The sequence below is a fragment of the Agrobacterium sp. MS2 genome (assembly GCF_003261015.1).
Classification (GTDB): domain Bacteria; phylum Pseudomonadota; class Alphaproteobacteria; order Rhizobiales; family Rhizobiaceae; genus Agrobacterium; species Agrobacterium pusense.
In genome coordinates this window covers 40,433-61,531 of the sequence record NZ_QLNF01000005.1, presented here as the reverse complement: position 1 = coordinate 61,531, position 21,099 = coordinate 40,433, and the positions used below count along the sequence as shown (strand labels likewise).

The 21,099-nt window shown below is 60.5% G+C and carries 21 protein-coding genes; 6 read left to right on the top strand and 15 right to left on the bottom strand.

What is annotated here, in order from left to right; all coding sequences use genetic code 11:
- Positions 1–9: 9 nt before the first annotated feature.
- The 3 genes from kdgD to kduI form a co-directional block, all read right to left on the bottom strand.
- Positions 10–921, bottom strand: coding sequence for a 5-dehydro-4-deoxyglucarate dehydratase (gene kdgD, locus DOU54_RS01195; RefSeq protein ID WP_004444985.1), 912 nt, complete (start codon positions 919–921; stop codon positions 10–12).
- 112 nt (positions 922–1,033) lie between these two features.
- Positions 1,034–1,777 carry a 2-dehydro-3-deoxy-D-gluconate 5-dehydrogenase KduD gene (gene kduD / locus DOU54_RS01190; protein WP_113730274.1) on the bottom strand — a complete coding sequence of 248 codons (744 nt, stop codon included), beginning with the start codon at positions 1,775–1,777 and terminating at the stop codon, positions 1,034–1,036.
- The gene (gene kduI, locus DOU54_RS01185; protein WP_006700393.1) at positions 1,774–2,598 is read right to left on the bottom strand and encodes a 5-dehydro-4-deoxy-D-glucuronate isomerase; all 825 of its coding nucleotides are present in this window, start codon (positions 2,596–2,598) and stop codon (positions 1,774–1,776) included. The genes kduD and kduI overlap by 4 nt, the downstream gene beginning before the upstream one ends.
- A 137-nt stretch (positions 2,599–2,735) precedes the next feature.
- On the opposite strand from kduI, the gene DOU54_RS01180 reads away from it, so the two are divergent.
- From DOU54_RS01180 to DOU54_RS01170, 3 genes are all read left to right on the top strand, one after another.
- The gene (locus DOU54_RS01180; protein ID WP_113730273.1) at positions 2,736–3,533 is read left to right on the top strand and encodes an NAD-dependent epimerase/dehydratase family protein; all 798 of its coding nucleotides are present in this window, start codon (positions 2,736–2,738) and stop codon (positions 3,531–3,533) included.
- 107 nt (positions 3,534–3,640) lie between these two features.
- Positions 3,641–4,378, top strand: a complete 738-nt coding sequence (locus DOU54_RS01175; protein ID WP_004444990.1) for a FadR/GntR family transcriptional regulator — start codon at positions 3,641–3,643, stop codon at positions 4,376–4,378.
- A 37-nt stretch (positions 4,379–4,415) separates the two neighbouring features.
- Positions 4,416–4,733 carry a cupin domain-containing protein gene (locus DOU54_RS01170; protein WP_006700391.1) on the top strand — a complete coding sequence of 106 codons (318 nt, stop codon included), beginning with the start codon at positions 4,416–4,418 and terminating at the stop codon, positions 4,731–4,733.
- 8 nt (positions 4,734–4,741) lie between these two features.
- On the opposite strand, the gene DOU54_RS01165 is transcribed toward DOU54_RS01170, so the two are convergent.
- The 6 genes from DOU54_RS01165 to DOU54_RS01140 form a co-directional block, all read right to left on the bottom strand.
- A complete protein-coding gene (locus tag DOU54_RS01165) occupies positions 4,742–5,974 on the bottom strand; it encodes a M24 family metallopeptidase (protein WP_113730271.1) in 1,233 nt (410 codons plus the stop codon).
- A gap of 319 nt (positions 5,975–6,293) precedes the next feature.
- Positions 6,294–8,297, bottom strand: coding sequence for an aldo/keto reductase (locus DOU54_RS01160; protein WP_113730270.1), 2,004 nt, complete (start codon positions 8,295–8,297; stop codon positions 6,294–6,296).
- Positions 8,298–8,342: 45 nt separating this feature from the next.
- Positions 8,343–9,428 carry an ABC transporter ATP-binding protein gene (locus DOU54_RS01155; protein WP_113730267.1) on the bottom strand — a complete coding sequence of 362 codons (1,086 nt, stop codon included), beginning with the start codon at positions 9,426–9,428 and terminating at the stop codon, positions 8,343–8,345.
- Positions 9,429–9,439: 11 nt separating this feature from the next.
- On the bottom strand, positions 9,440–10,276 hold the full coding sequence (locus DOU54_RS01150) for a carbohydrate ABC transporter permease (protein ID WP_034496635.1): 837 nt from the start codon (positions 10,274–10,276) through the stop codon (positions 9,440–9,442).
- On the bottom strand, positions 10,273–11,133 hold the full coding sequence (locus DOU54_RS01145) for a carbohydrate ABC transporter permease (RefSeq protein ID WP_022562661.1): 861 nt from the start codon (positions 11,131–11,133) through the stop codon (positions 10,273–10,275). Before DOU54_RS01145 ends, DOU54_RS01150 begins: the two co-directional genes overlap by 4 nt.
- Before the next feature lie 253 nt (positions 11,134–11,386).
- Positions 11,387–12,658 carry an ABC transporter substrate-binding protein gene (locus tag DOU54_RS01140; RefSeq protein ID WP_113730265.1) on the bottom strand — a complete coding sequence of 424 codons (1,272 nt, stop codon included), beginning with the start codon at positions 12,656–12,658 and terminating at the stop codon, positions 11,387–11,389.
- Between the two features lie 86 nt (positions 12,659–12,744).
- Between DOU54_RS01140 and DOU54_RS01135 the strand changes: the two genes are divergently transcribed.
- Positions 12,745–13,641 (top strand): helix-turn-helix domain-containing protein, encoded by an 897-nt coding sequence (locus tag DOU54_RS01135; RefSeq protein ID WP_193603282.1) that lies wholly within the window; start codon positions 12,745–12,747, stop codon positions 13,639–13,641.
- A gap of 59 nt (positions 13,642–13,700) precedes the next feature.
- Here DOU54_RS01135 and DOU54_RS01130 read toward each other — a convergent pair whose 3' ends face one another.
- Positions 13,701–14,555: an AraC family transcriptional regulator gene (locus DOU54_RS01130; protein WP_004445008.1), complete on the bottom strand. Its 855-nt coding sequence runs from the start codon at positions 14,553–14,555 to the stop codon at positions 13,701–13,703.
- Between the two features lie 124 nt (positions 14,556–14,679).
- Here DOU54_RS01130 and DOU54_RS01125 point away from each other — a divergent pair, with 124 nt between their 5' ends.
- Complete coding sequence (locus DOU54_RS01125; protein WP_113730261.1) at positions 14,680–15,876, top strand: MFS transporter; 1,197 nt, start codon at positions 14,680–14,682, stop codon at positions 15,874–15,876.
- Positions 15,877–15,961: 85 nt separating this feature from the next.
- Positions 15,962–16,858 carry a LysR substrate-binding domain-containing protein gene (locus DOU54_RS01120; protein WP_006700384.1) on the top strand — a complete coding sequence of 299 codons (897 nt, stop codon included), beginning with the start codon at positions 15,962–15,964 and terminating at the stop codon, positions 16,856–16,858.
- A 24-nt stretch (positions 16,859–16,882) separates the two neighbouring features.
- Here the strand turns inward: DOU54_RS01120 and DOU54_RS01115 are convergent, their stop codons facing one another.
- The 5 genes from DOU54_RS01115 to DOU54_RS01095 all read right to left on the bottom strand — a co-directional run bounded on the left by DOU54_RS01115 (position 16,883) and on the right by DOU54_RS01095 (position 21,083).
- Complete coding sequence (locus DOU54_RS01115) at positions 16,883–18,163, bottom strand: TRAP transporter large permease (protein ID WP_004445017.1); 1,281 nt, start codon at positions 18,161–18,163, stop codon at positions 16,883–16,885.
- A gap of 3 nt (positions 18,164–18,166) precedes the next feature.
- On the bottom strand, positions 18,167–18,718 hold the full coding sequence (locus tag DOU54_RS01110) for a TRAP transporter small permease (RefSeq protein WP_113730259.1): 552 nt from the start codon (positions 18,716–18,718) through the stop codon (positions 18,167–18,169).
- Positions 18,719–18,847: 129 nt separating this feature from the next.
- Positions 18,848–19,843 (bottom strand): DctP family TRAP transporter solute-binding subunit, encoded by a 996-nt coding sequence (locus tag DOU54_RS01105; protein ID WP_035210337.1) that lies wholly within the window; start codon positions 19,841–19,843, stop codon positions 18,848–18,850.
- A gap of 22 nt (positions 19,844–19,865) precedes the next feature.
- Positions 19,866–20,768, bottom strand: a complete 903-nt coding sequence (locus DOU54_RS01100; protein WP_072493415.1) for an NAD(P)-dependent oxidoreductase — start codon at positions 20,766–20,768, stop codon at positions 19,866–19,868.
- A 12-nt stretch (positions 20,769–20,780) separates the two neighbouring features.
- The gene (locus DOU54_RS01095) at positions 20,781–21,083 is read right to left on the bottom strand and encodes a putative quinol monooxygenase (RefSeq protein WP_034497555.1); all 303 of its coding nucleotides are present in this window, start codon (positions 21,081–21,083) and stop codon (positions 20,781–20,783) included.
- Between the last annotated feature and the right edge of the window lie 16 nt (positions 21,084–21,099).

Below are 21,099 nucleotides of genomic sequence, written 5' to 3'. Positions count from 1 at the left end.
ATGCCGTGATCAGGCTTTGCGCTTGTGCGTGCCGATCAGCGCTTCGAGCATGCCGATTTCCTCATTCGTGAGGTCCTTCAGCGGCGCACGCACCGGACCGGCATCGAAGCCCTGCAGGCGGACGCCGGCCTTGATGGCGGAGACGGCATAACCCTTGGCGCGGTTGCGGATCGCCATGAACGGATAGAAGAAATCGACAAGAATGCGCTCGCAGGTGGCGCGCTCGCCGGCGCGCAGCGCCGCGTAGAACTCGTTGGCAAGGCCGGGCACGAAGTTGAATACGGCCGAGGAATAGGTGGTGAAACCGGCGCCGAGATAGGCTTCGGCAAACAGTTCCGCGGTTGGCATTCCGCCGAGATACATCAGGCGGTCCCCCATCTTGGCGGTGATCTGGCGAACGAGGCCGATATCGCCGGTGCCGTCCTTGAAGCCGACAAGGTTCGGGCACTCGTCGCACAGCCGCGCCAGCGTATCGGCCTGAAGAACCGAGTTGTCACGGTTATAGACCATGACACCGATGCCGACCGACTGACACACCTTCTTGATATGGGCGTAAAGCCCTTCCTGCGGCGCATCGATGAGGTAATGCGGCAGAAGCAGGATGCCATCGGCGCCGACCTTTTCGACGGAGCGGGCGATATCGACCGCAATTTCAGTGCCGTAACCGCAGCCGGAAACGATGGCGGTTTCGCCGGCGACTTCCTTGGCGGCGGAAACGATGGTCGGAATCTCATCCGGCTTCAACGAAAAGAACTCGCCGGTGCCGCCTGCGGCAAACAGCACCGGCGCCTTGTAACCGGCAAGCCATTCGACATGGGCCCTGTAGCTGTCGGCAGCGAAACGGCCCTCGGAATCGAAATGGGTGACCGGGAAAGACAGAAGGCCGGAGCCGAGAGCCGTTTTGATTTGTTCAGGGTTCATGATCGGTATTCCTTTGAAGTTCAATGACTGAAAGTCACCTAAACCACTTGCCGTATATTTGTCAACAATTCATCATACAAGTTATATGATAAATTTTACAAGCGGGCGCGGCTCAGCGCGCCAGCCAGCCGCCATCGACATTGAGAATGGCGCCATGCACATAATCCGCCGCCGGCGAAGCAAGGAAAACCGCCGCCCCGGCTATATCGTCTGAATGACCCCAGCGGCCAGCCGGAATGCGCTCGAGAATGGCCCTGTTGCGGGCCGCATCCGCGCGCAGCGCCTCTGTATTGTTTGTTTCGATGTAACCCGGCGCAATCGCATTCACATTGATGCCCTTCGCCGCCCACTCATTTGCCAGAAGCTTGGTGAGACCGGCGACGCCATGTTTTGCAGCCGTATAGGACGGCACACGAATACCCCCCTGGAACGACAGGAGCGAGGCGATATTGACGACCTTGCCGGGGTGGCCGTTCGCCAGCAGCTCCTTTGCAAAGGCCTGTGTGGTGAAAAACAGCGCCTTGAGGTTGACGTCCATCACCTCGTCCCAGTCCAGCTCGGAAAATTCAACGGAATCGGCACGGCGGATGATGCCGGCATTGTTGACGAGAATGTCGAAACCGGCACCGGCAAAACTGTCTTTTGCCGCCAGCGGATCGGCAAAGTCGATAGACAATGCGCTGGCCTTGCCGCCGTCCCTCGCGATGATGGCAAGCGTTTCATCCGGCGCACGACGGGCGGCGCAGACGACGTCCGCACCGGCAGCGGCGAGACCCACCGCAATCGCCTGGCCGAGCCCCGTATTCGCGCCGGTGACGAGCGCCTTGCGCCCCTGAAGCGAAAAGGGGTTCCTCATTTCAGGTCTCCCGGCTGAATGAAGTCCATGTCGGTATAGTCGACATTGTCGCCGGCCATGGCCCAGATGAAGGTGTAGGAGCCGATGCCCGCACCGGAATGAATGGACCAGGGCGGGGAAATCGCGCCTTCTTCATTTGAAATGAACAGGTGGCGGGTCTCCTGCGGCTCGCCCATCAGGTGCAGCACGCGCGACTTTTCATCCATGCCGAAATAGAGATAGGCCTCCATGCGACGGTCATGAATATGCGAGGGAATAGTGTTCCAGACCGAGCCGTCCTCCAGTGTCGTATATCCCAGCACCAGCTGGCAGCTTTCCATGACCAGCGGATGGATGAACTGGTTGATGGTGCGCTTGTTGGAGGTTTCGGTTGCACCAAGCTTGACCTCCTTGCTGTTCGCCAGCGTCACCAGCTTCGCCGGCAGGCTGCGATGCGCCGGGCACGAGGTGATGTAGAATCGCCCGGCGCCGTCGAAGGTCACCGCGCCGCTGCCGGCACCGAGATAAAGCACGTCACCGCGGTTCAGCGTGTAGGTTTCGCCGCCGGCGCTGACCGTGCCCGCCTCACCGATGTTGACGATGCCCATTTCACGCCGATCGAGGAAGGAAGGCGTCCTGGTTTCCTCCACCTTGTCGAGCGTCAGCGGCTTTCCGTCAGGCACGGCGCCGCCCATCACGAAGCGGTCGTAATGGGTGTAGATCAGCCTGATTTCACCGGAACGGAACATGTCGCTGGCGAGGAAATGCCGGCGGAGACCTTCGGTATCCAGCGTTTTTGCATATTCCGGGTTCACGGCCTGCCTTGTTTCGACGGTCAGCATCAAACTCATCCTTCATGATTGTTGCGTATGGCACATAATATATGTTATCCGCTTTTTGTACGATCTGTATGACAAGGTCAAGAGGCGCTGCCATATCTGACTGCGTCGATGACGTATAATGCTGATGGAGAATTGCGATGAAACGGCTTCTTGTTACCGGTGCGGCAGGTCAGCTCGGCCGCGTCATGCGCGAACGCCTCGCACCGGTGGCCGAGATATTGCGCCTCGCCGATCTTGCTCCGCTAGACCCGGCAGGCCCGAACGAGGAATGCGTGCAGTGCGACCTGGCGGACGCAAATGCCGTGGATGCCATGGTCGCTGGTTGCGACGGGATTATCCACCTTGGCGGCATATCGGTGGAAAAGCCGTTCGAACAGATCGTTCAAGGCAACATCATCGGGCTTTATAATCTCTATGAAGCCGCCCGCGCCCATGGACAGCCGCGGATCGTTTTTGCCAGTTCCAACCACACGATCGGTTATTATCCCCAGACGGAGCGTCTTGGCCCCGACGCCCCCTTCCGACCGGACGGGCTTTACGGCGTCTCCAAGTGTTTTGGCGAAAACCTGGCCCGCATGTATTTCGAGAAGTTCGGGCAGGAGACGGCGCTTGTGCGCATCGGTTCCTGCACCCCGGAACCCACCAATTATCGCATGTTGTCCACCTGGTTCTCGCACGACGATTTCGTATCGCTGATCGAAGCGGTATTTCGGGCACCGTTCCTCGGCTGCCCCGTTGTATGGGGTGCGTCTGCCAATGACGCCGGCTGGTGGGACAATTCGCATCTCGGTTTTCTCGGATGGAAACCCAAAGACAATGCGGAGGCCTTCCGGCGGCACATTGCCGAGACAACGCCGAAACCCGACCCCGGCGATGCCATGGTGCGGTTTCAGGGCGGTGTTTTCGTCGACAACCCGATCTTCAAGGCGACGTGAAAAGCGGCAGGGAACGTTCCCGGCAGGCGGTGGGATTGCAAGCCGGGCCGCGAATAACGTATCGAGGAACGGTAGACGCAACCGATATTTTTAGAACGGCGACGAAGATGACAAGAACGACGACCTCCGAACCGGCAGCGCCACAGGCCAAAACGCTTGTGGTGAAGGTTTCGGAGGAACTCCGCAGCCAGATCGCCAAGGGCCGTTACAAGACTGGCGACCGCCTGCCATCGGAAGCGCAGATGACACAGGAATTCGGCGTGAGCCGAACCGTTGTGCGCGAGGCGATTGCCTCCCTGCGCTCAGACGGTCTCGTCGAACCGCGTCAGGGGGCCGGTGTCTTCGTACTGGAGCCCGCCCCGGTCGAACGGCGGCCTTTCCATAATGTCGATCTGGCCCGCGTCTCCTCGCTGATCGAAATGCTGGAACTGCGCACCGCGGTGGAAGGCGATGCCGCGGGCCTTGCTGCGATCCGCCGTTCGCCGGCGCAGGAAGAAAAGATCATCGAGGCCTTCGACGCCTTCCGCGCCAGCGCCGCCAAGGGCAGCCCGACGGCCGAGGCCGATTTCGCCTTCCATCTGGCCGTTGCCGAAGCGACCAACAATCCCCGCTTCAGCGAGTTTCTGCAGGTGCTTGGCCCGACCGTCATTCCCCGCCGCGCCGTGGCCGAAAACGGCTCCGAGACCGTGCTTTCGCCCGCTGATCTCAGCCGTCTGGTGGGAGAGCACGAGGCGATACTGATCGCGATACAGGACGGCGACGAGGAGGCGGCGCGAAGCGCCATGCGCAACCACCTGAAAAGCAGCCAGATGCGATACCGCGCGATGTTGCGCGCACCGCGCTGAGATTGCCGCCTGAACCGCATTGACTGAGGAGAAAGATATGCAGCAGCTTCCGACCTTCCCCACTGTTTCGCCCGACGATGGCGTAGAACGCACCGTGCTTTCCGAAGCGCCCGAACTGATGGTGGTATCGTTCCGTTTCAAGACCGGCGCGGAAGGCAAGCTGCACAGCCATCCGCATGTACAATCGACCTATGTCGCCAGCGGCAGCTTCCGCTTTTACCGTGATGGCGAGGCCTACGACCTCAAGAAGGGCGATAGCCTCGTCATTCCCGGCCATATCGAGCATGGCTGCCTGTGTCTGGAAGAGGGCGAACTGATCGACTGCTTCACGCCGCGCCGCGACGATTTCCTCTGATCCGGCGATCAGTCCGCAGATAAATCCCGCAGGGTGCGTGGCAGGCTGTTCATGCACTCTGCGCCAGACGCGGTGACGAGGAACTGGTCCTCGATCATCAACGCACCCACGCCTTCCCCATAAAACGGCGCTTCGAGCGCGACGACCATGCCGGGAAGGATGACTTCCGGATTGTCGTGGGAAAAGAACGGCCATTCCTCGATACCCACGCTGCCACCAACGGAGTGGCCGAAGTGGCCGCGATAATATTCACCGAAGCCGTCCTTGCGCATCGAGGCCAGCATGGCGGCGTGCACTGCACCGAATGTATTGCCCGGGCGGAGCGCGTCCAGCCCGCGGGCGAAGGCCGCTTCCAGAGCCTTGAAGATATCGCCCGCCAAAGGCGAAACCGGCCCCCATGAAAAAGTCCGCGCGCCATCCGAAGAATAACCGTCCACCAGCGTGCCCACATCGGCCTTGATCAGCGCACCCGGCGCGACCGCTGCCGTCATATCTGACAAAGCCGGGCCGACCGAAATGAAGTCCCAATGCCCGCTCAAAGAAAAACCGGATTTCGCGGCATATGCCTGCGCGCCGGATTTCCAGGCGGTAGAGAGTTGACCAAGAGCTGCCCCCGGTCGGACGGCGGCTGCCATCTCGACCAGCCCCGCCTCGGCTGCGGCTGACGCCTGCCTGAGAAGGTTAATCTCGCGTTGAGATTTCACCGCCCTCAGACGTTTCAGCACCGTCGAACCATCAACCCAGTTCACCTCGGGCAATGCCTGACGCAGCGCTAGGAAATCGGCCGCGGGCATGAATTCAAGGTCGGCACCGATGCGCGCCGCGGACAGTCCGCGCTCCCGCAGCAGATCGGAGAGCAGGCCGAAGCAGGCGGTACGATCGAATGTCTCCGGCCGCGGCCCACCTGAATTGTTGCGGCGATAGGCAGCATCCACCTGCGCGATGGTGTCCACACCCGAAAGATCGACCAAATCGATCCAGATGCGATGGCAGCGCAGATCGATATCAGGTGCCGCCCTCCTGATGATCGGCGCGGCATGATCACTGACGACGGCGGCCAGCCCTGCCCCGGCATCGGCAGGCACCAGCGCAATTGCGGAACCCGCTTTGCCCCACATGGTCGCAACACCGGCAGGCGCACCAACCGCATAACGAAAGGCCTCAGGCTGGAACAGTACCAGCGCATCAATCTCCGCCTCCCGCATCAGCTGCTGGGCGCGGCCTCGGTCGATATCGCTCATGGGAACTCCGGTGATTGTTTGGCGGCAGGTTTGTGAACCTACGCTTTAGCAGTCACCGGGAGAGGAAAGAAGGTGGAAGATGATGTCTCAACCCTGAGATTCGTCAGTGGGAGCGAGCGGATGCCCCTTGTTTCTTCTCCCCGCCGTCGAGAAGTCCGCGGCAGCGGGATGAGGGGGCAATGGTAGAGATATCCGGAGAGCTAGCCCCCCTCATCCGACCCTTCAGGCCACCTTCTCCCCGGCGGGGAGAAGAAATATGCCGCAACAGCTTGCCCTATCCGAAAGAGGCGGCAGATAAATCCGCAGCCTCAATCCACTCTTACGCCTCCAGCCACTTCACCTGCTCGTCCGTCAGCGCAATATCCAGCGCCGAAAGACTATCCTCCAGCTCCGCAATCGTACGCGGCCCGATCAGCGGGATGACCGGGAAAGGCTGGGCGATGACATAAGCGAGAGCGATATGGATTGGGTGGCGCCCGAGTTTCTGCGCAAGCTCGATCGCCCGATCGCGACGAACGAAATTGCGGTCGGAATACCAGACGCGGACGATTTCCTCATCGTCATGCTTGTCCCGCCCTGCCCGCTCGGTGAAGAAACCGCGCCCCTGGCTGGACCAGGCGAAATTGGGGATTTGTCGGGATTTGAGCCATTCTTTCCATTCGTGATCCGATGCCGCCACGCAGCCCGCCCAGATGGGATCGAGCATTTCGGCAAGCGAGAAATTGTTGGAAAGCGCGCCGGGGGCCTGTTTGCCGTTCTTCTGCGCGTAAGCCGCGGCCTCATCCATGCGTTCGCGCGTCCAGTTCGAGCCACCGAAAATGCCGCGAATGCGCCCGCGCCGAACCTCGGCATCCATGGCATCAACGAACTCGCCCACCGGGATGTCGAGATTATCGCGATGCATGAAATAAACATCGACGTAATCCGTCTTCAGACGCTCCAGCGACTGATCTAGCTGTTTGGCGATCATATCGGGATAGCAGAGCGGCGAATGCGCACCCTTGCCGATCAACACGATCTCTTCGCGCGGCACGTTGCGGCTGGTGTGCCAGTCGCCGAAAATCGCCTCCGTTTTGCCGCCGCCATAGACATAGGCCGTATCGAAGAGATTGCCGCCGGCCTCGTAAAAGGCATCGAGCGTCAGGGATGCGGACGCGAAATTGGGGAAGAATTCGAAACCGAGCGCGACTACCGAAGCGGGTTTGGCAAGGCCCGGTATCTGCCGCTTCGGGACCGTATTTCCGGCCACGACCTTGCCACCGGCAATATTGGCGATGCGCGACGTCGCCTTTTCGACGCTGTATTCCAGCCCGACGGAAGCGCGCCACTGGTCCATGACGCGCAGGTTGCCGAGGCTGTCCGCCCAGGCCATGCCGGGTGCATCGAATTCCTTTTTACCCTGGCGAATTGCTTCGCCCGCCGCATCGACCTCGAAGGAATAAAGCCAGCGATCCTCCGGCAGCTCGATGGTTTCGACCTTGTCGCCCCTGATGATATCGATCCGCCCGGTGCCGCCCTTGTGGCCGGCGGCAAACCAGAAATCCCTGACCTCGATCCGGCCGTCCGAACCGATGATGCGCAGCACATTGTCCTGCGCCGCCATGATCGAGCACGAGACTTCGGCGACGATGCCGTTTGGGAATTTCAGCACGGCCGAGGCCCATTCATCAACGCCCGACTGGCCGAGATGGGCAGCACCCGCCACTTTTTCGGGCTCCGCAAAAGGCTTTCCATCCACAGCGCCTGCGATCATCCGCACCATGGAAACCGGATAACCGCCGACATCGAGAATGCCGCCGCCCGCGGTTTCATTGGCGAAGAGCCGGTGATCGGCCCGGAACGAGCCCATGTTGAAGCCGAAGCTGGAGCGGATGATGCGGATATCGCCCACCGCGCGGGCTTTCACCAGTTCCAGCAATTTCGCCGTCTGCGGATGCAGGCGATACATATAGGCTTCACCGGCAAAAACGCCGGCCTTTTTCGCCTCATGGAAAATGGCGTCGGCGTCATAGGCGGAAATCGCGATCGGCTTTTCCACCAGCACGTTTTTGCCCGCCCGGATTGCCTTGATTGCCCACTCGGCATGGCCCGTATGGGGCGTGGCGATATAGACCGCGTCGATATCGGGATCGGCAAGCAGCGCATCGTAACCCTTCACAATGCGCGCGCCGGCAAAGGCTTCGGCAAGACCGGGCTTGTCCGGATTGCGCGTGGCGATGGCCTCAAGCCTGCCGGTGCGGGAAAGGGCGATACCGTCAGCAAAGGTTCTGGCGATGGTGCCCGGGCCGATGATGCCCCAGCGGATCGGTTGTTCGGTGGTCATGAAATCCTCGTCTTTCGTATCGGTCTTGGGTGCTTGGGAAAGGGTTCAGCGCAGGCGTTCGCCCTTGCTGTCGAAAAGGAAAGCGCGGCGGGCGGAAAGGCCGACCGTCAGCCGGTCGCGATTGCCGACATCACGCGATTCCGGCCGCTCGATGATGAGCTGCTCGCCGCCTTCGGTTCGGGCATAGACATAGCTGGTATTGCCGAGATGCTCGGCGACATCGACATGCACGGTGAGATCGGCATCGCCCCCGCCCGCATCGGCAAAATGCTCCGGCCGGATGCCGAGCGAGACCCTGGCGCCCTGGTTGACGCGCTCTTTAATCGGCAAAGTCAGCCGCACCGCAGGATCGCTGTCGAGGGCGAGCGTGACGCTGTCGGCGCCGCCGCTGATGACAGTGGCGTCGAGAAAGTTCATCTTCGGCGAGCCGACAAAGCCGGCGACAAAGCGGTTGGCGGGATCGTCATAGAGATCGAGCGGCGCGCCCACCTGTTCGATATTGCCCGCCCGCAGGACCACGATCTTGTCGGCCAGCGTCATCGCCTCGGTCTGGTCATGCGTCACATAGATCATCGTGGTGCCGAGTTGCTTGTGCAGGCGCGAAATTTCGACGCGCATCTGCACCCGCAGTTCCGCATCGAGGTTGGACAGAGGCTCGTCGAACAGGAAGGCCTGCGGCTCGCGCACAATGGCCCGGCCGATGGCCACACGCTGCCGCTGGCCGCCGGAAAGCTGTTTCGGCCGGCGATCCATCAGTTCATTGATCTGCAGGATTTCGGCGGCGCGGTTGACCCGCTTTTCCGTATCGGCCTTTGGGTTGCCGTTCATCCTGAGGCCGAAGGAGAGGTTTTCGGCCACCGTCATATGCGGATAAAGTGCATAGGACTGGAACACCATGGCAATGCCACGATCGGCCGGATCAGCATCACTGACCGTCTTGCCGCCAATCACGATATCGCCACCGGAAATATCCTCCAGCCCCGCGATCATTCTGAGAAGCGTGGATTTTCCGCAGCCGGACGGGCCGACAAAAACGACGAATTCCCCGTCTTTCACCTCAAGGTTGGCGCCATGGATCACCTCCAGCGCACCGTATCGCTTGACCACGTTTTTGAGCGAAAGTTCCGCCATGCGGCCTCCCCTTACTTGACTGCCCCGGCTGAAATGCCGGCGATGAAGTGACGCTGCAGGACCACGAAAACCACGAGAATGGGTGCGGTCAGCAGCACCGCGCCGGCCATGATGCCGCCCCATGACACCTTGGTGAGCCCGATAAGGGTGCCAAGCGCCACGGGTGCGGTCATCATTCCTGGGCGGGAATTGATGAGAAGCGGCCAGAGGTAATTGTTCCACGAGGCCAGGAAGAGAATGATGGAGAGCGCCGCCATTGTGGGCCGCGCCAAGGGCAAAGCAATGCGCAGAAAAATCTGCCATTCCTTGACGCCTTCCACCCGCGCGGCATCGAAAAGCTCCGTCGGCATCATCGAGAAGGATTGCCGCATGAACAGCACGCCGAGCGAGTTGAAGAGCGGCGGCACGATCAGCGCCACCCAGGTATTGGCGAGCTTGAATTCCCGCGCCACCATGATGAATTGCGGAATGACGACGACTGCAAACGGCAGGGTGATGGTGCCGAGAATGATGGCGATCACCACGCCGCGTCCCGCAAAACGGTACCGCGCCAGCGCCCAGCCCGCCATCGACGTCAGGAAGACCGAAAGGACGGTGTAGATGCAGGCGACGGTGATCGAGATGAACATGGCCCTGAGGAAATTCGTATCCGCCTGCAGGTTGTTGAAATTGTCGATGAAGTTGGTGGACGGCACCAGAACGATATCGGGGCTGAAGATGCCGTAATCCGGCATGGTCGAGAACACGAACATCATCCACAGCGGAAACAGCCAGATGACGGCAAGTGGCGTCAGCACCGCGTGCAGCGCGATCTTTTGCCAGAAAAGCGATCTCGATTTCGATCTCATTTCGGCTCCCTCCCGACCCAGAGATTAAGCAGCGAAATGGCGATGGCGAGCGCCGCCATGGTGTAGGCGATGGCCGAGGCGTACCCGAAATTGAGCGAGGTGAAGCCCTGCCGATAAAGGAAAAGTCCCAGCGTTTCCGTGCCGCCGCCCGGCCCGCCCCTGTTGGTGATGAGGAAGGGTTCGGCAAAGAGCTGCATGGTGCCGATGACCGACAGGACAACGCAGAACAGGATGATGGGCTTGAGGAGCGGCAGCGTGATATGAAAAAACTGCTGGCGCTTGCTCACCTTGTCCAGCGTCGCCGCCTCATAGACATCGCCGGGGATCGATTGCAGACCGGCGAGAATGATGATGGCGTTATACCCCGCCCAGCGCCAGGTCACCGCGATGATGACCAGCGCCATGGCCGCATTGGCATTGTCGAACCACGAGATGGGCGCAAGGCCGACTGACGTGATGAGCTTGTTGATGATGCCAAAATCGGCGCTGAACATCAGCCGGAACACCGCCGCATAGGCCACCTCGCCGACAACGACAGGCGCGAAGAAGGCAAAACGATAGAGCGGCCGCGCTTTCAGCAGCGGCGAATTCAGGAGCACCGCCATGACGGTGGCGAGCGCGATCATGACCGGCACCTGAATGACCAGAATGATCAGCGTATTGTAAAGCGCGTTATAAAATGCCGGATCGGAGACGAGCCGCCCCCAGTTCATGGACGGTGCAAACCGCCACGGGTTAATGCGGGTATTCTGGAACGACAGCATGAACGAGCTGATGATCGGCCAGACCCAGAAGGTGGCGAAAATCAGGAGATAGGGCGCAAGGAACGCATAAGCGATCCTGTTCCTAGACGGCATGACGACCTCCAGATGCCGGACAAGGGCCGGATAAATGGAAAAGCTTGAAGGCCTGCCCGATTTCGAGGGCGAGACCATTGCAAGGCGGTGCGGCCTATTTCTTCTCCCCAAGGGGGAGAAGGTGGCCCGAAGGGTCGGACGAGGGGGTTAGCTCGCGATCTATCACCAACGTTGCCCCCTCATCCCGCTGCCGCGGACTTCTCCCCATCGGGGAGAAGAAGCCCGTGGCACCCGCTCGGTCCGGGCCGCCGGCTTACTGCGCGACAGGCAGCCCCGTGGCCGTTTCGATCTGCTTTGCCGCATCATCGAGCGCAGCCTTCGCATCGGGATAGCCACCTGCGAAATATTTCGTCTGCGTCGCCTTGTAGATCGCATCCGCATCGGACTGGAATGCCGTGCCGCGGCTTGGAACGATCTTCGGCAGCGTGGCGAGAATATCGGTCCAGACCGCCTGCCCGCCCCAATAGGGGTGCTTCTCCTTCACGAAGGGATCGTCGATGGCTGATAGCAGCGAGGGAACGAGGCCGAAGGATTTCAGCATCGTCACCTGGCCCTCATTCGTGGTCAGCGCATAATCGATGTATTTCCATGCGGCTTCCTTGTGCTCGGACGTCGAACTGATCGCCAGCGAAGACCCGCCGAGATTGGCCGCATGCGGACCGTCAGGCGTGAGGCTCGGCATCAGATAGACGCCCCATTTGCTCGCGAGATCGGGCGAGCCGGAGCGGATCGTGCCCTCGTACCAGGCGCCATACATCTGGCTGGCGGCCTTGCCGGCGGTATTCGCCTGGATCTTTTCATCCCAGATCGCCGCCGTGATGATGCCGGCGTCCTTCATTTCCTTGACCTTTTCAAGGGTCGCGACACAGGCGGGCTGGTTGATGGTAATGTTCTGGCCATCGGTCGAAAAGTAACCGCATCCCTGCTCATTGGCGATCATGCGGAACCATTCGCTATCGCCGTTGAAGTCGGCCTGCGCCATGACCGTTCCGGGATTGGCAGCCATGACCTTCTTGCCGGCGGCGATGAAATCATCCCAGCTCTTGATGGTGGCCGGATCGACGCCCGCCTTTTCATAGAAGTCGCGGCGATAGAAAACCGCTACCGGGCCGGAGTCCCACGGAACCGCATAGGCGACACCGTCAACCTCCAGTTCCGTGCGCTTGAAATCAGGGAAAAGCGCCTGCTTCTCAGGCGTATAGCCAAGCTCGGTCAGATTGGCGAAACAATCGGGAAAACGGCTCCAGAACAGTTCCGCTTCGAAATTTTCAATGGTGACGATATCTGGAAGCCCATCGCCCCCGGCAGCGCACGCAGCCAGCGTCTTGTCAAAAACCTGATTGTTTCCAAGGTCTTCAACGACGATCTTGATATCCGGATTCTGCTTGTTGAAGCCCTCTACCGTGGATTTCAGCGCGGAAGCCGCGACATTCCAGCTCCAGATGGTGACGGTCTCGGTTTGCGCGAAAGCCGGGGCTGCAAGAAGCAGCATGGCCGTAGACGCGCCAAGAAATTTCAAGCACATTGAAAACCTCCCTTTTTCAATTGCCGTTCTTCAGCGAACATGGGCACATTACCGGCGGCAGGAAATCTGTCTCGTAAAAAGGGAACATCGATTTGGCGGAAAGTAAGATTGCTGAAAGAGCCTTCTACCAGCCGGGTGCAAGCAGCATCGAAGGCATGCCGACAACCCTTCAGCTTTTTCACAATCACCCGCCCATCATGCTCAGGCCACACTGGCACGCGCAGGTGGAGGTGAATTACGTGATGGCAGGATCGGTGCATTATCGCATGGGCGATCATGACCTTACGCTTAATTCCGGCCAGATGTGCATCTTCTGGGGTGGCCAGCCGCACCAGATGGACCACTCTTCCGACGATTCGTTTTACGCCGGCGCGCATCTTCCGCTCGTGCACTTTTTCCGCATGCGCCTGCCCGCTACCGTTTCGAGCCTGCTGATGGGCGGTGCGACGATGGTGAGTGCTGAGACGGACAAGGCAGACGCCGAAAATTTCGGCCGCTGGTTTCGCTATGTCACCTCCGGCGACCCGGCGAAAGCCCAGCACGCGGTGGAAGAATTGCTGCTCAGGGTCGAGCGGATGTTCCTCGAGCCATACGCCGTCATATCTTCCGCCGCCAGCGGCAAACGCAGAGAGAATGATGAGGGCATGGCGCCCTCCATCGGCGTGGTACGCATGTGCGATTTCATTGCCGCCAATTTCCTCGACGATATCGACGCAACCGACATCGCCCGCGCCGCCGCGCTTCACCCGAAGTATGCGATGAACCTGTTCCGCAAATCCACCGGCATGACGCTGATCAAATATCTGACCCTGCTCCGTCTTTCGCGCGCGCAGGCCATGCTGATGACGGGCAAGGAGAATATCCTGCAGATCGCCATGGAAAGCGGTTTTGGCTCGGTCAGCGCATTCAACAAGGCATTCCGCCAGATATCAGGCATGTCGCCTTCCGATTTCCGCCGCGACATGCGGGCGGCGGCGGCTTAGGGTACCCTCCTCATTCCTGTGCTCGTCACAGGGATGAGGTTGAGTGAGCACCCCAACTCTTAGCCACCCATCTCTTCAAAATCGGGAAAAGCAGCGCTGCGCTGCCGCGCCGCCTGGCGATAAGCCCGGGGCGAGCTGCCCAGCATTCGCCGGAACATCGTTGTAAAAGCGGGGATGTTCTCATAACCGGCATCCAGCGCCACGTTCGTCACGGCCTCCCCCGCCGCCAGCCGCGGCAGGGAGGCGAAGATGCAGGCCTGCTGACGCCATGTGGCGAAGCTCACCCCCAGTTCCTTGCGAAACAGACGCGTAAAGGACCGGCGGCTGATGCCCATGGCCGCCGCCCAGTCATCGATCTCCACCCGCGCCACGGGCCTGTTGAGGAAATCCCGGCAAAGCGCTGCCAGCCGCTGATTGTCCGGAAATGGCAAACCCAAAGGGCGTTCCGGCAGGCGGTTCACTTCATCCAGCAAAAGTGCGCGCACGAGACCCTGCCGGTGAAAAGCAGCTGGCTGATGTTCCTCGGCCAGCAACTCGGAAATGAGGCTCGAGGCGAGATCTGTTATTTCCACGACCCTTGGAGACGTTGCCTGGAAGAGATCGGGATGGACGTAGATGGAGTGCATCTCGACATTGGAGATGACTTCGGCCTCATGTTGCAGACCGGCGGGAATGAGCAGCCCGTGACCCGGCGGTATCATCCAGCGCCCATCCGCCGTGCTGACCAGCACCACCCCCCGGCGCGCGCACCATATCTGCACGCGACTATGGTTATGGGGCGGCGTGCGATGCCCCGTCGGATAGATGCGATGGAGCGCCAGCACCGGCTCATTGGTGCCGTCGATCAATTTCAGGCTGCGCTCATGCTCCTCGAGCGTCACACCGACTGTCTGTCGCGATTTGATTTTTGCCATTTGGCCCACTCACAAAGAAACTCGTCCAGAACACAAATGCAGGCCAGACACAATATGAATAAAAGCGGGAGCAAATAAAGACATGTTTCCCGTTTCATCGGCGGGGATCTGGAGAGGATAATTCATGGCCACCGTCACCAGCACCGGGTTCAACCCGCAACGCACGGCGTTTTCAATCATCGCAGCCGCGAGCTTCTGCCACATGCTGAACGACATCATGCAATCGCTGCTGACGTCGCTTTACCCGTTGCTGAAAGCCAATTACGCGCTCGATTTCGTACAGATCGGACTGCTTACCTTCGCCTTTCAGGTCACGGCATCGCTGCTGCAGCCGGTCGTCGGCATGGTGACAGACCGTTGGCCCATGCCGTTTTCCCTGCCCGTGGCCATGCTCTCCACCTGCGCCGGCCTCATCACGCTCGCCTTTGCCCATAGTTTCGAGGTTCTGGTGATTGGCGCCTGCCTCATCGGCATCGGCTCGGCGATCTTCCATCCCGAAGCCTCGCGCGTTGCCCGCCTGGCATCCGGCGGCCGCCATGGTCTGGCGCAGTCCTTCTTCCAGGTGGGTGGGAATACCGGCACGGCCATCGGCCCGCTGCTCGCCGCCTTCATCGTCATTCCATTGGGCCAGTCGAGCCTCAGCTGGTTCTCGCTGATTGCGCTCCTCGGCTTCGGCGTGCTGTCCTGGGTCGGCGTCTGGTATACCCGCCACCGCCGCGCAACCGTCGGCAAGGCTCCGGCCAGCCGCGCCCTGCCGCTCTCACGCGGAACCGTGATGATGACGCTTCTGGTGCTGGTGGTTCTGACCGCCACCAAGAATGCCTATCTCGCCAGCCTGTCGAGCTACTTCACCTTCTACACAATCGACAGGTTCGGCCTTGGCGTGCAGGACGCGCAGGTACTGCTGTTCCTCTTCCTCGGGGCTTCGGCACTGGGCGTGTTCTTCGGCGGCCCGATCGGTGACCGTTTCGGCTCGCGCGTCGTCATCTGGTTCTCGATCCTCGGCGTCATTCCCTTCGCGTTGATGCTGCCCTATGCGAAGCTGTTCTGGACAGCCGTTCTGGTCGTCGTCATCGGCTTCGTCTTCTCTTCCGCTTTCTCGGCCATCGTCGTTTTCGCGCAGGAGCTTGTGCCGGGCCGCGTCGGCCTCATCGCCGGCATGTTCTTCGGTTTCGCCTTCGGTTTCGGCGGCATCGGGGCTGCGGTTCTGGGGGTCTATGCGGATAAGGAAGGCATTGAATTCGTCTACCGCATCTGCTCCTACATGCCGCTGCTCGGCCTTTTGACGGTCTTCCTGCCGAAACTGCCGAGCCACCGCTAAAAGCCTCGCGTTCAACGCTTTTCAACACGGCGGTCACCTGTGATACTCGGGTGACCGCCGTATTCCGTTGAGCAAAGCCCTACCCATGCAAATCCCGATAAAATCGATCCTCGTTTTCCACGCCGCGGCAAGGGCGGGCAGCATTTCCCGGGCGGCGGAAGAGTTGAGCGTGACACCTTCGGCCGTTTCCCAGCAGATCCAGCTGCTGGAAGGCCAGCTCGGCACGACGCTGATGGCGCGGACGGGCCGCAAGGTGACATTGACGGAAGCGGGCGAGCGCTATTTTTCGATGATCACCGCCCAGATTGAGCAGATATCCGACGCGACCGACAGCATTCGCGGTTTCCGTTCCGTCACGGCACTGACGATCCGGGCGACGCCGACCATTTCCAACAAATGGCTTCTGCCGCGTCTCGGCTCCTTTCTGGAGGAGCATCCTGAACTGGAAGTGCGCTTGGACGGCACCAACGAGCCGACCGATTTTTCGCAGGAGCTCGTCGATGTGGAGCTGCGCCACGGCGATGGTCGTTGGCCGGGCCTCTTCGTGGAAGGGCTGGTGGAAGAGGAATTCCTGCCGGTGTCCTCACCGGACTATGCCGCCACCGGAAGCCTTCAGGCCGCCGATCTGCTCGAACTGCGGCTCATTCATTCGGTGAAGGCGCAGGCGCAGTGGACGCACTGGTTCCCGATGGCGGGCGTGCATTCAGACAAAAGATGGCGGCGCGTGCTGTTCGACCGCAGCCATATGGCCATCGACGCCGCGGCCGGCGGTCTGGGCGTCGCGCTGGAGAGCACGTTGATGATGGAACGGGAACTGAGCACCGGGGCGCTTGTCTGCCCCGTCATCGACGCACCGCGCATCAAGCTCGTTACCCAATGGATCGTTTGCCCGCATTCTCACCTGCGGCAGCGAAAGGTGACGCTTTTCCTGGAGTGGATGCGAAAACAACGCGACGAGTGGCGTGACCGTCGCGTTGTCTGAGTTTTTCAGGCGTACTGTTTCGGCTCAGTAGAGACCCATCAGCCTTATCGGCCCAAGCGTCAGGATCGGGAAAAGCACCAGCGCAAATATGGCGAGCGTCAGCACCGTCATCGGCGCCAGCGAACCGCGGATGACATCCTCGATCTTCATGTTCGCGACCTGGGCTGCGGCAAACAGGCAGACCCCGACTGGCGGCGTCACCAGCCCGAGCGTCAGCGTCATGACAGTCACGATCAGGAAATGGATCGGATCGATACCGAGCGCTTCGACCGGCGGCATCAATACCGGAATGAGGATGAACATGGCGGGGATCGCTTCCATGAAAATGCCGATGATCAGCAGGAACACGAAGATCACGAGCATGCCCGTCATCGGCCCGAGGTTCATCGCCTTCAAGAGTTCGGCGACCTGTTCCGGCAGGCCGTCAAAGGTGAAGACCCAGGCAGCCAGCTGCGAAGTGGCGGCGATGAACAGGATGGTTCCGGAAATGCGTGCCGTCGAGATGAGGATTTCCGGCAGTTCGCGCACCGGCAGCGTGCGGTAGACGATGACGCCGAGCACCGCGACATAAACGACCGCGATGGCAGCGGCTTCCGTCGGCGTGAACAGGCCGCTGGCGATGCCGATGATGAGGATCAGCGGGGTGAGCATCGGCAGGATGGCGCGAAGTCCAGTGATGACAACCAGACGGAAGTTGAAGGGGGTCGGCGGGTTATATCCGTAGTGCACGGAATAGAAGTGATTGAAGACCAGGAAGGCGAAGGCGATGAAGAGGCCGGGCACCAGGCCCGCGATCAGCAATGTGCCGATGGACACGTTGGCAATGGAGCCGGCAATGACGATCAGGATCGACGGCGGAATGATCGAGGAGAGCGTGGAGGTGCAAAGCGTCATGCCGACGGCATAACCCTTCGGGAAGCCATGCCGCTCCATCGCCTTGATCTCGATGGCGCCGACAGAGGCGATGTCGGCGACGGACGAGCCGGAGACACCGGAAAAAATCACCGAGGAGATGACGTTGACGTGACCGAGGCCGCCGGGCAACCAGCCCACCATGGCCTCGGCGAAATCGAAAATGCGCTCCGCCACACGCCCCCGCTCCATGACGGTGCCGACGAGGATGAACAGCGGCACGGCGACGAGCAGGAAGGAGTTCATGGACGAGAACATCGTCTGCGACAGCAGGTCCATCGGCATGGAGGTAAAGAGCCAGAGCGTGCCGACGCTGGCGAGCGCCAGCGCAATGGCAAGCGGTACACCGAGCATGCTGAGACCGAAAAAGGCGACGAGAAGAAAGACCGACATGGATCAATGTCCTGCTGAAATGGAGATGTCGGCGTGTGCGATCTCGTCCGCCGGCAGGCCAAGCTCGGGAAGCGCGATGAGCTCCCGGCGGCTGCGCAGCGATTCGACGATGGCGAGCACGGCGATGATGGCGGAAACCGGCAGAACGATGCCGATGGTCCACATCGGGATGGGAAGCGTGGCGGCGGTTTCGTTCATCATGACCTGCTGGCGCACCATGGTCAGGCCCGTCCAGCCCATCATGCCGAAGAAGAACGCGGATGAACCGACGTAGATCGGCACCGCGAGCCGCCGGAAGAAGCGGTGAAACAGCACGAGAAACACCACAACACGGGCGCTTTCAACGGTGCGGAAGCCGGCGGCGAGGCCCAGAAACACCATCCAGATGAAGAGAAAGCGGGTCGCTTCCTCGGTCCAGGGGAGAGGACTGCCGATGAGGCGGCCAATGACCTGGAGGAGCACGACGATGAGAATGCCGGCGCAGGCCGCGCCTGCGGCCACATCGGCGATGAGTCTTACGATGGTGCCGAGCACCGAAGGTTTCGTATCGTTCATGACAATACCCTTCCACTGCTGAAACCGGATATCCGGTAAAACGAATGCCACCCTGCCCTCACGGCAAGACGACCCTGCCTGACATTTGGGAAGGCCGGATCGAAACCCGGCCGTCCGTTTGCGGAAAGGTCAGTTCGTCTTGAGGAACGCCTGCGTCTTGTCGAAGAAAGCCTGATCCTTCACCAGAGCGGAGAATTTCGCCGAAAGGCCGGCCGCCACGGCCACGAAAGCCTTGCGCTCGTCATCGGTCAGCGCGTTCACCTCCATGCCGTTCTTTTTCAGCGTTTCCAGTGACTTGTCGATATCGGCAGCGTCGTTCTGCGCCTTCCAGGCCTCCGTTTCCACGGCGGCCTCCTTGAGCGCGGTCTTGAAGTTCTCATCAAGACCTTCAAAACGGGCAGGATTCATGCCCAGCACCCAGGCGTCGGCGATGTGGTTGCTGATCGTCAGGTATTTCTGCACCTCGTAGAGCTTGGCGCTGACCGGCACATTGACCGGATTCTCCTGTCCGTCGACCACCTTGAGCTGGAGGGCATTATAGACTTCGGCAAAAGCCATCGGCGTCGGGGCGGCCCCCATGGCGCCGAAGAATTCAACCCAGAGCGGATTGTTCGGCACCCGCAGCTTCATGCCCTTCAAATCGGCTGGGGATTTGATCGGCGCCCTCGAATTGGTGATCTGGCGCAGCGGCCGTGACCAGAGATCGAGCCCGAGAATGCCGATCTTGCTCAGATCGCTGGAAAGCTCCTTGCCGAGATCGCTGTCGAGATAGACCCGGAGCTGGTCGATATCGCGGAACTGGTAGGGAATGGCGATAGCTGTGAATTTCGGGTTGAACGTCGCGTAGAGCGATGTCGAATTCAGGAGCATGTCAAGCGAGCCGCCGGCCAGCTGCTTGACGCCCGCCGAAGGATCGCCGCCATAAAGCGTACCGTTGGGGAATACCTTGATCTTGAGTTTGCCGTCGGTCTTTTTTGAAACCAGTTCCGCGAACTTGTTGGCGGAAAGCGTGATTTCGGAATTGTCTGCATCCGGCGTCGACAGCGTCAGCGTCTCGGCCCTTGCAATCGATGCGACCAGCATGGTGGCGGCAAGGGCCAGCCCGTAAAGTTTTGAAATTTTCATGTGTTCCTCCCTTTGTTGTGTCTTAAACAGTTTCGAGCGTTCCTCCGAACGCATTCATGCGCTTAATTTCAAGGATCACACCGCTGTGATCAAGCTCGCCCGCGCCATGCTCGACCATGGAGCGAAACAGCCGGTCAACCTCCTCGCTGACCGGTAATGTCAGGCCGCGGCTTCTGGCGAAGGCCAGCGCCGTGGACGTATCCTTGACCTGATATTTCGCCGGCCCGCCGGGGCGGAAATCGCCCTCAACCATGCGTTTTCCGTGCTGACGGAAGACGGTGGAATCGGCAAATCCGCCAAGCAGGGCGTGGCGCACCTGTGCCGGGTCCGCTCCCCCTTCTTCCGCAAGGGTGAGAGCTTCGGCAACGGCGCAGATTGTCGAGGCGACGATCAGCTGATTGGCAAGCTTGGCCAGAGAGCCGCAGCCCACCGGCCCTACGTGCGTGACGCGGCCAAGACAACCGAGGAGCGGCCGCAGCGCATCCACATCCCGCTGTTCACCCCCGGCCATGATGGCGAGCGTTCCTTCGATCGCTCCCTTTTCACCGCCGGACACGGGCGCATCGACATATCTGACGCCGCATGCCATGGCGGCTTCAGCCTGTTCCATTGCAATTTCAACGGGAATGGAACTCATGACCAGCAGAACCGCACCGGGCTTCATGGCTGAAACGATGCCCGGCGAACCGAGCAGAACATCGTTGCAGACCGGCCCGGAACTCAGCATGCAGAGCACCACATCCGCTTCGGCCGCAGCCTCGGCAGCCGTTACAGTCGGCTGCACGCCCTTCTCTGCCAGAACCGCAGCCTTGTCGGCACTGCGGTTCCAGGCCTTGACGGAAAACCCGGCCTCTGCCAGGCGCGCCGCCATGGGTGCGCCCATGATACCCGTACCGATAACGGCGACCTGGCGGATGTCTGCCATCGTTCCCATCCTTCAAAGCCACTGCCGGTTCAGGAAGCGCACCGGCAGTTCTTCTTCGATAAGCGCCGGGAACGCCTCGCGGAATCGGTCGAGATGCGGTGTCTTCAGGTGGTCGTCAAAAGCCTGTTTGTCGTCATAGACCTCGTAGAACACCACATTGTTTCCCGTTTCCGGCCGCACCACGTCGAATTGCCGGCAACCCGGTTCATCACGAACCGAATGGGTGGCGTCATCACGCGCAGCGTCGAGAAAGGCCTCCATCGCGTCGGGCTTGACCCGAAATTCCGCTATCACCACGAAGGCCCCCTTCGACATGTCCTGATCCCCGCCC

What these genes read in the sequence shown, in the direction of transcription:
- DOU54_RS01155 (WP_113730267.1), bottom strand. Translation starts at nt 9,428, where the DNA reads ATGGCGGAACTTTCGCTCAAAAACGTGGTCAAGCGATACGGTGCGCTG.
- DOU54_RS01150 (WP_034496635.1), bottom strand. Translation starts at nt 10,276, where the DNA reads ATGAGATCGAAATCGAGATCGCTTTTCTGGCAAAAGATCGCGCTGCAC.
- kduD (WP_113730274.1), bottom strand. Translation starts at nt 1,777, where the DNA reads ATGAGGAACCCCTTTTCGCTTCAGGGGCGCAAGGCGCTCGTCACCGGC.
- DOU54_RS01115 (WP_004445017.1), bottom strand. Translation starts at nt 18,163, where the DNA reads ATGTCGGTCTTTCTTCTCGTCGCCTTTTTCGGTCTCAGCATGCTCGGT.
- DOU54_RS01095 (WP_034497555.1), bottom strand. Translation starts at nt 21,083, where the DNA reads ATGTCGAAGGGGGCCTTCGTGGTGATAGCGGAATTTCGGGTCAAGCCC.
- DOU54_RS01180 (WP_113730273.1), top strand. Translation starts at nt 2,736, where the DNA reads ATGAAACGGCTTCTTGTTACCGGTGCGGCAGGTCAGCTCGGCCGCGTC.
- DOU54_RS01170 (WP_006700391.1), top strand. Translation starts at nt 4,416, where the DNA reads ATGCAGCAGCTTCCGACCTTCCCCACTGTTTCGCCCGACGATGGCGTA.
- kduI (WP_006700393.1), bottom strand. Translation starts at nt 2,598, where the DNA reads ATGCTGACCGTCGAAACAAGGCAGGCCGTGAACCCGGAATATGCAAAA.
- kdgD (WP_004444985.1), bottom strand. Translation starts at nt 921, where the DNA reads ATGAACCCTGAACAAATCAAAACGGCTCTCGGCTCCGGCCTTCTGTCT.
- DOU54_RS01130 (WP_004445008.1), bottom strand. Translation starts at nt 14,555, where the DNA reads ATGGCAAAAATCAAATCGCGACAGACAGTCGGTGTGACGCTCGAGGAG.
- DOU54_RS01175 (WP_004444990.1), top strand. Translation starts at nt 3,641, where the DNA reads ATGACAAGAACGACGACCTCCGAACCGGCAGCGCCACAGGCCAAAACG.
- DOU54_RS01125 (WP_113730261.1), top strand. Translation starts at nt 14,680, where the DNA reads ATGGCCACCGTCACCAGCACCGGGTTCAACCCGCAACGCACGGCGTTT.
- DOU54_RS01105 (WP_035210337.1), bottom strand. Translation starts at nt 19,843, where the DNA reads ATGAAAATTTCAAAACTTTACGGGCTGGCCCTTGCCGCCACCATGCTG.
- DOU54_RS01160 (WP_113730270.1), bottom strand. Translation starts at nt 8,297, where the DNA reads ATGACCACCGAACAACCGATCCGCTGGGGCATCATCGGCCCGGGCACC.
- DOU54_RS01120 (WP_006700384.1), top strand. Translation starts at nt 15,962, where the DNA reads ATGCAAATCCCGATAAAATCGATCCTCGTTTTCCACGCCGCGGCAAGG.
- DOU54_RS01165 (WP_113730271.1), bottom strand. Translation starts at nt 5,974, where the DNA reads ATGAGCGATATCGACCGAGGCCGCGCCCAGCAGCTGATGCGGGAGGCG.
- DOU54_RS01145 (WP_022562661.1), bottom strand. Translation starts at nt 11,133, where the DNA reads ATGCCGTCTAGGAACAGGATCGCTTATGCGTTCCTTGCGCCCTATCTC.
- DOU54_RS01140 (WP_113730265.1), bottom strand. Translation starts at nt 12,658, where the DNA reads ATGTGCTTGAAATTTCTTGGCGCGTCTACGGCCATGCTGCTTCTTGCA.
- DOU54_RS01110 (WP_113730259.1), bottom strand. Translation starts at nt 18,718, where the DNA reads ATGAACGATACGAAACCTTCGGTGCTCGGCACCATCGTAAGACTCATC.
- DOU54_RS01100 (WP_072493415.1), bottom strand. Translation starts at nt 20,768, where the DNA reads ATGGCAGACATCCGCCAGGTCGCCGTTATCGGTACGGGTATCATGGGC.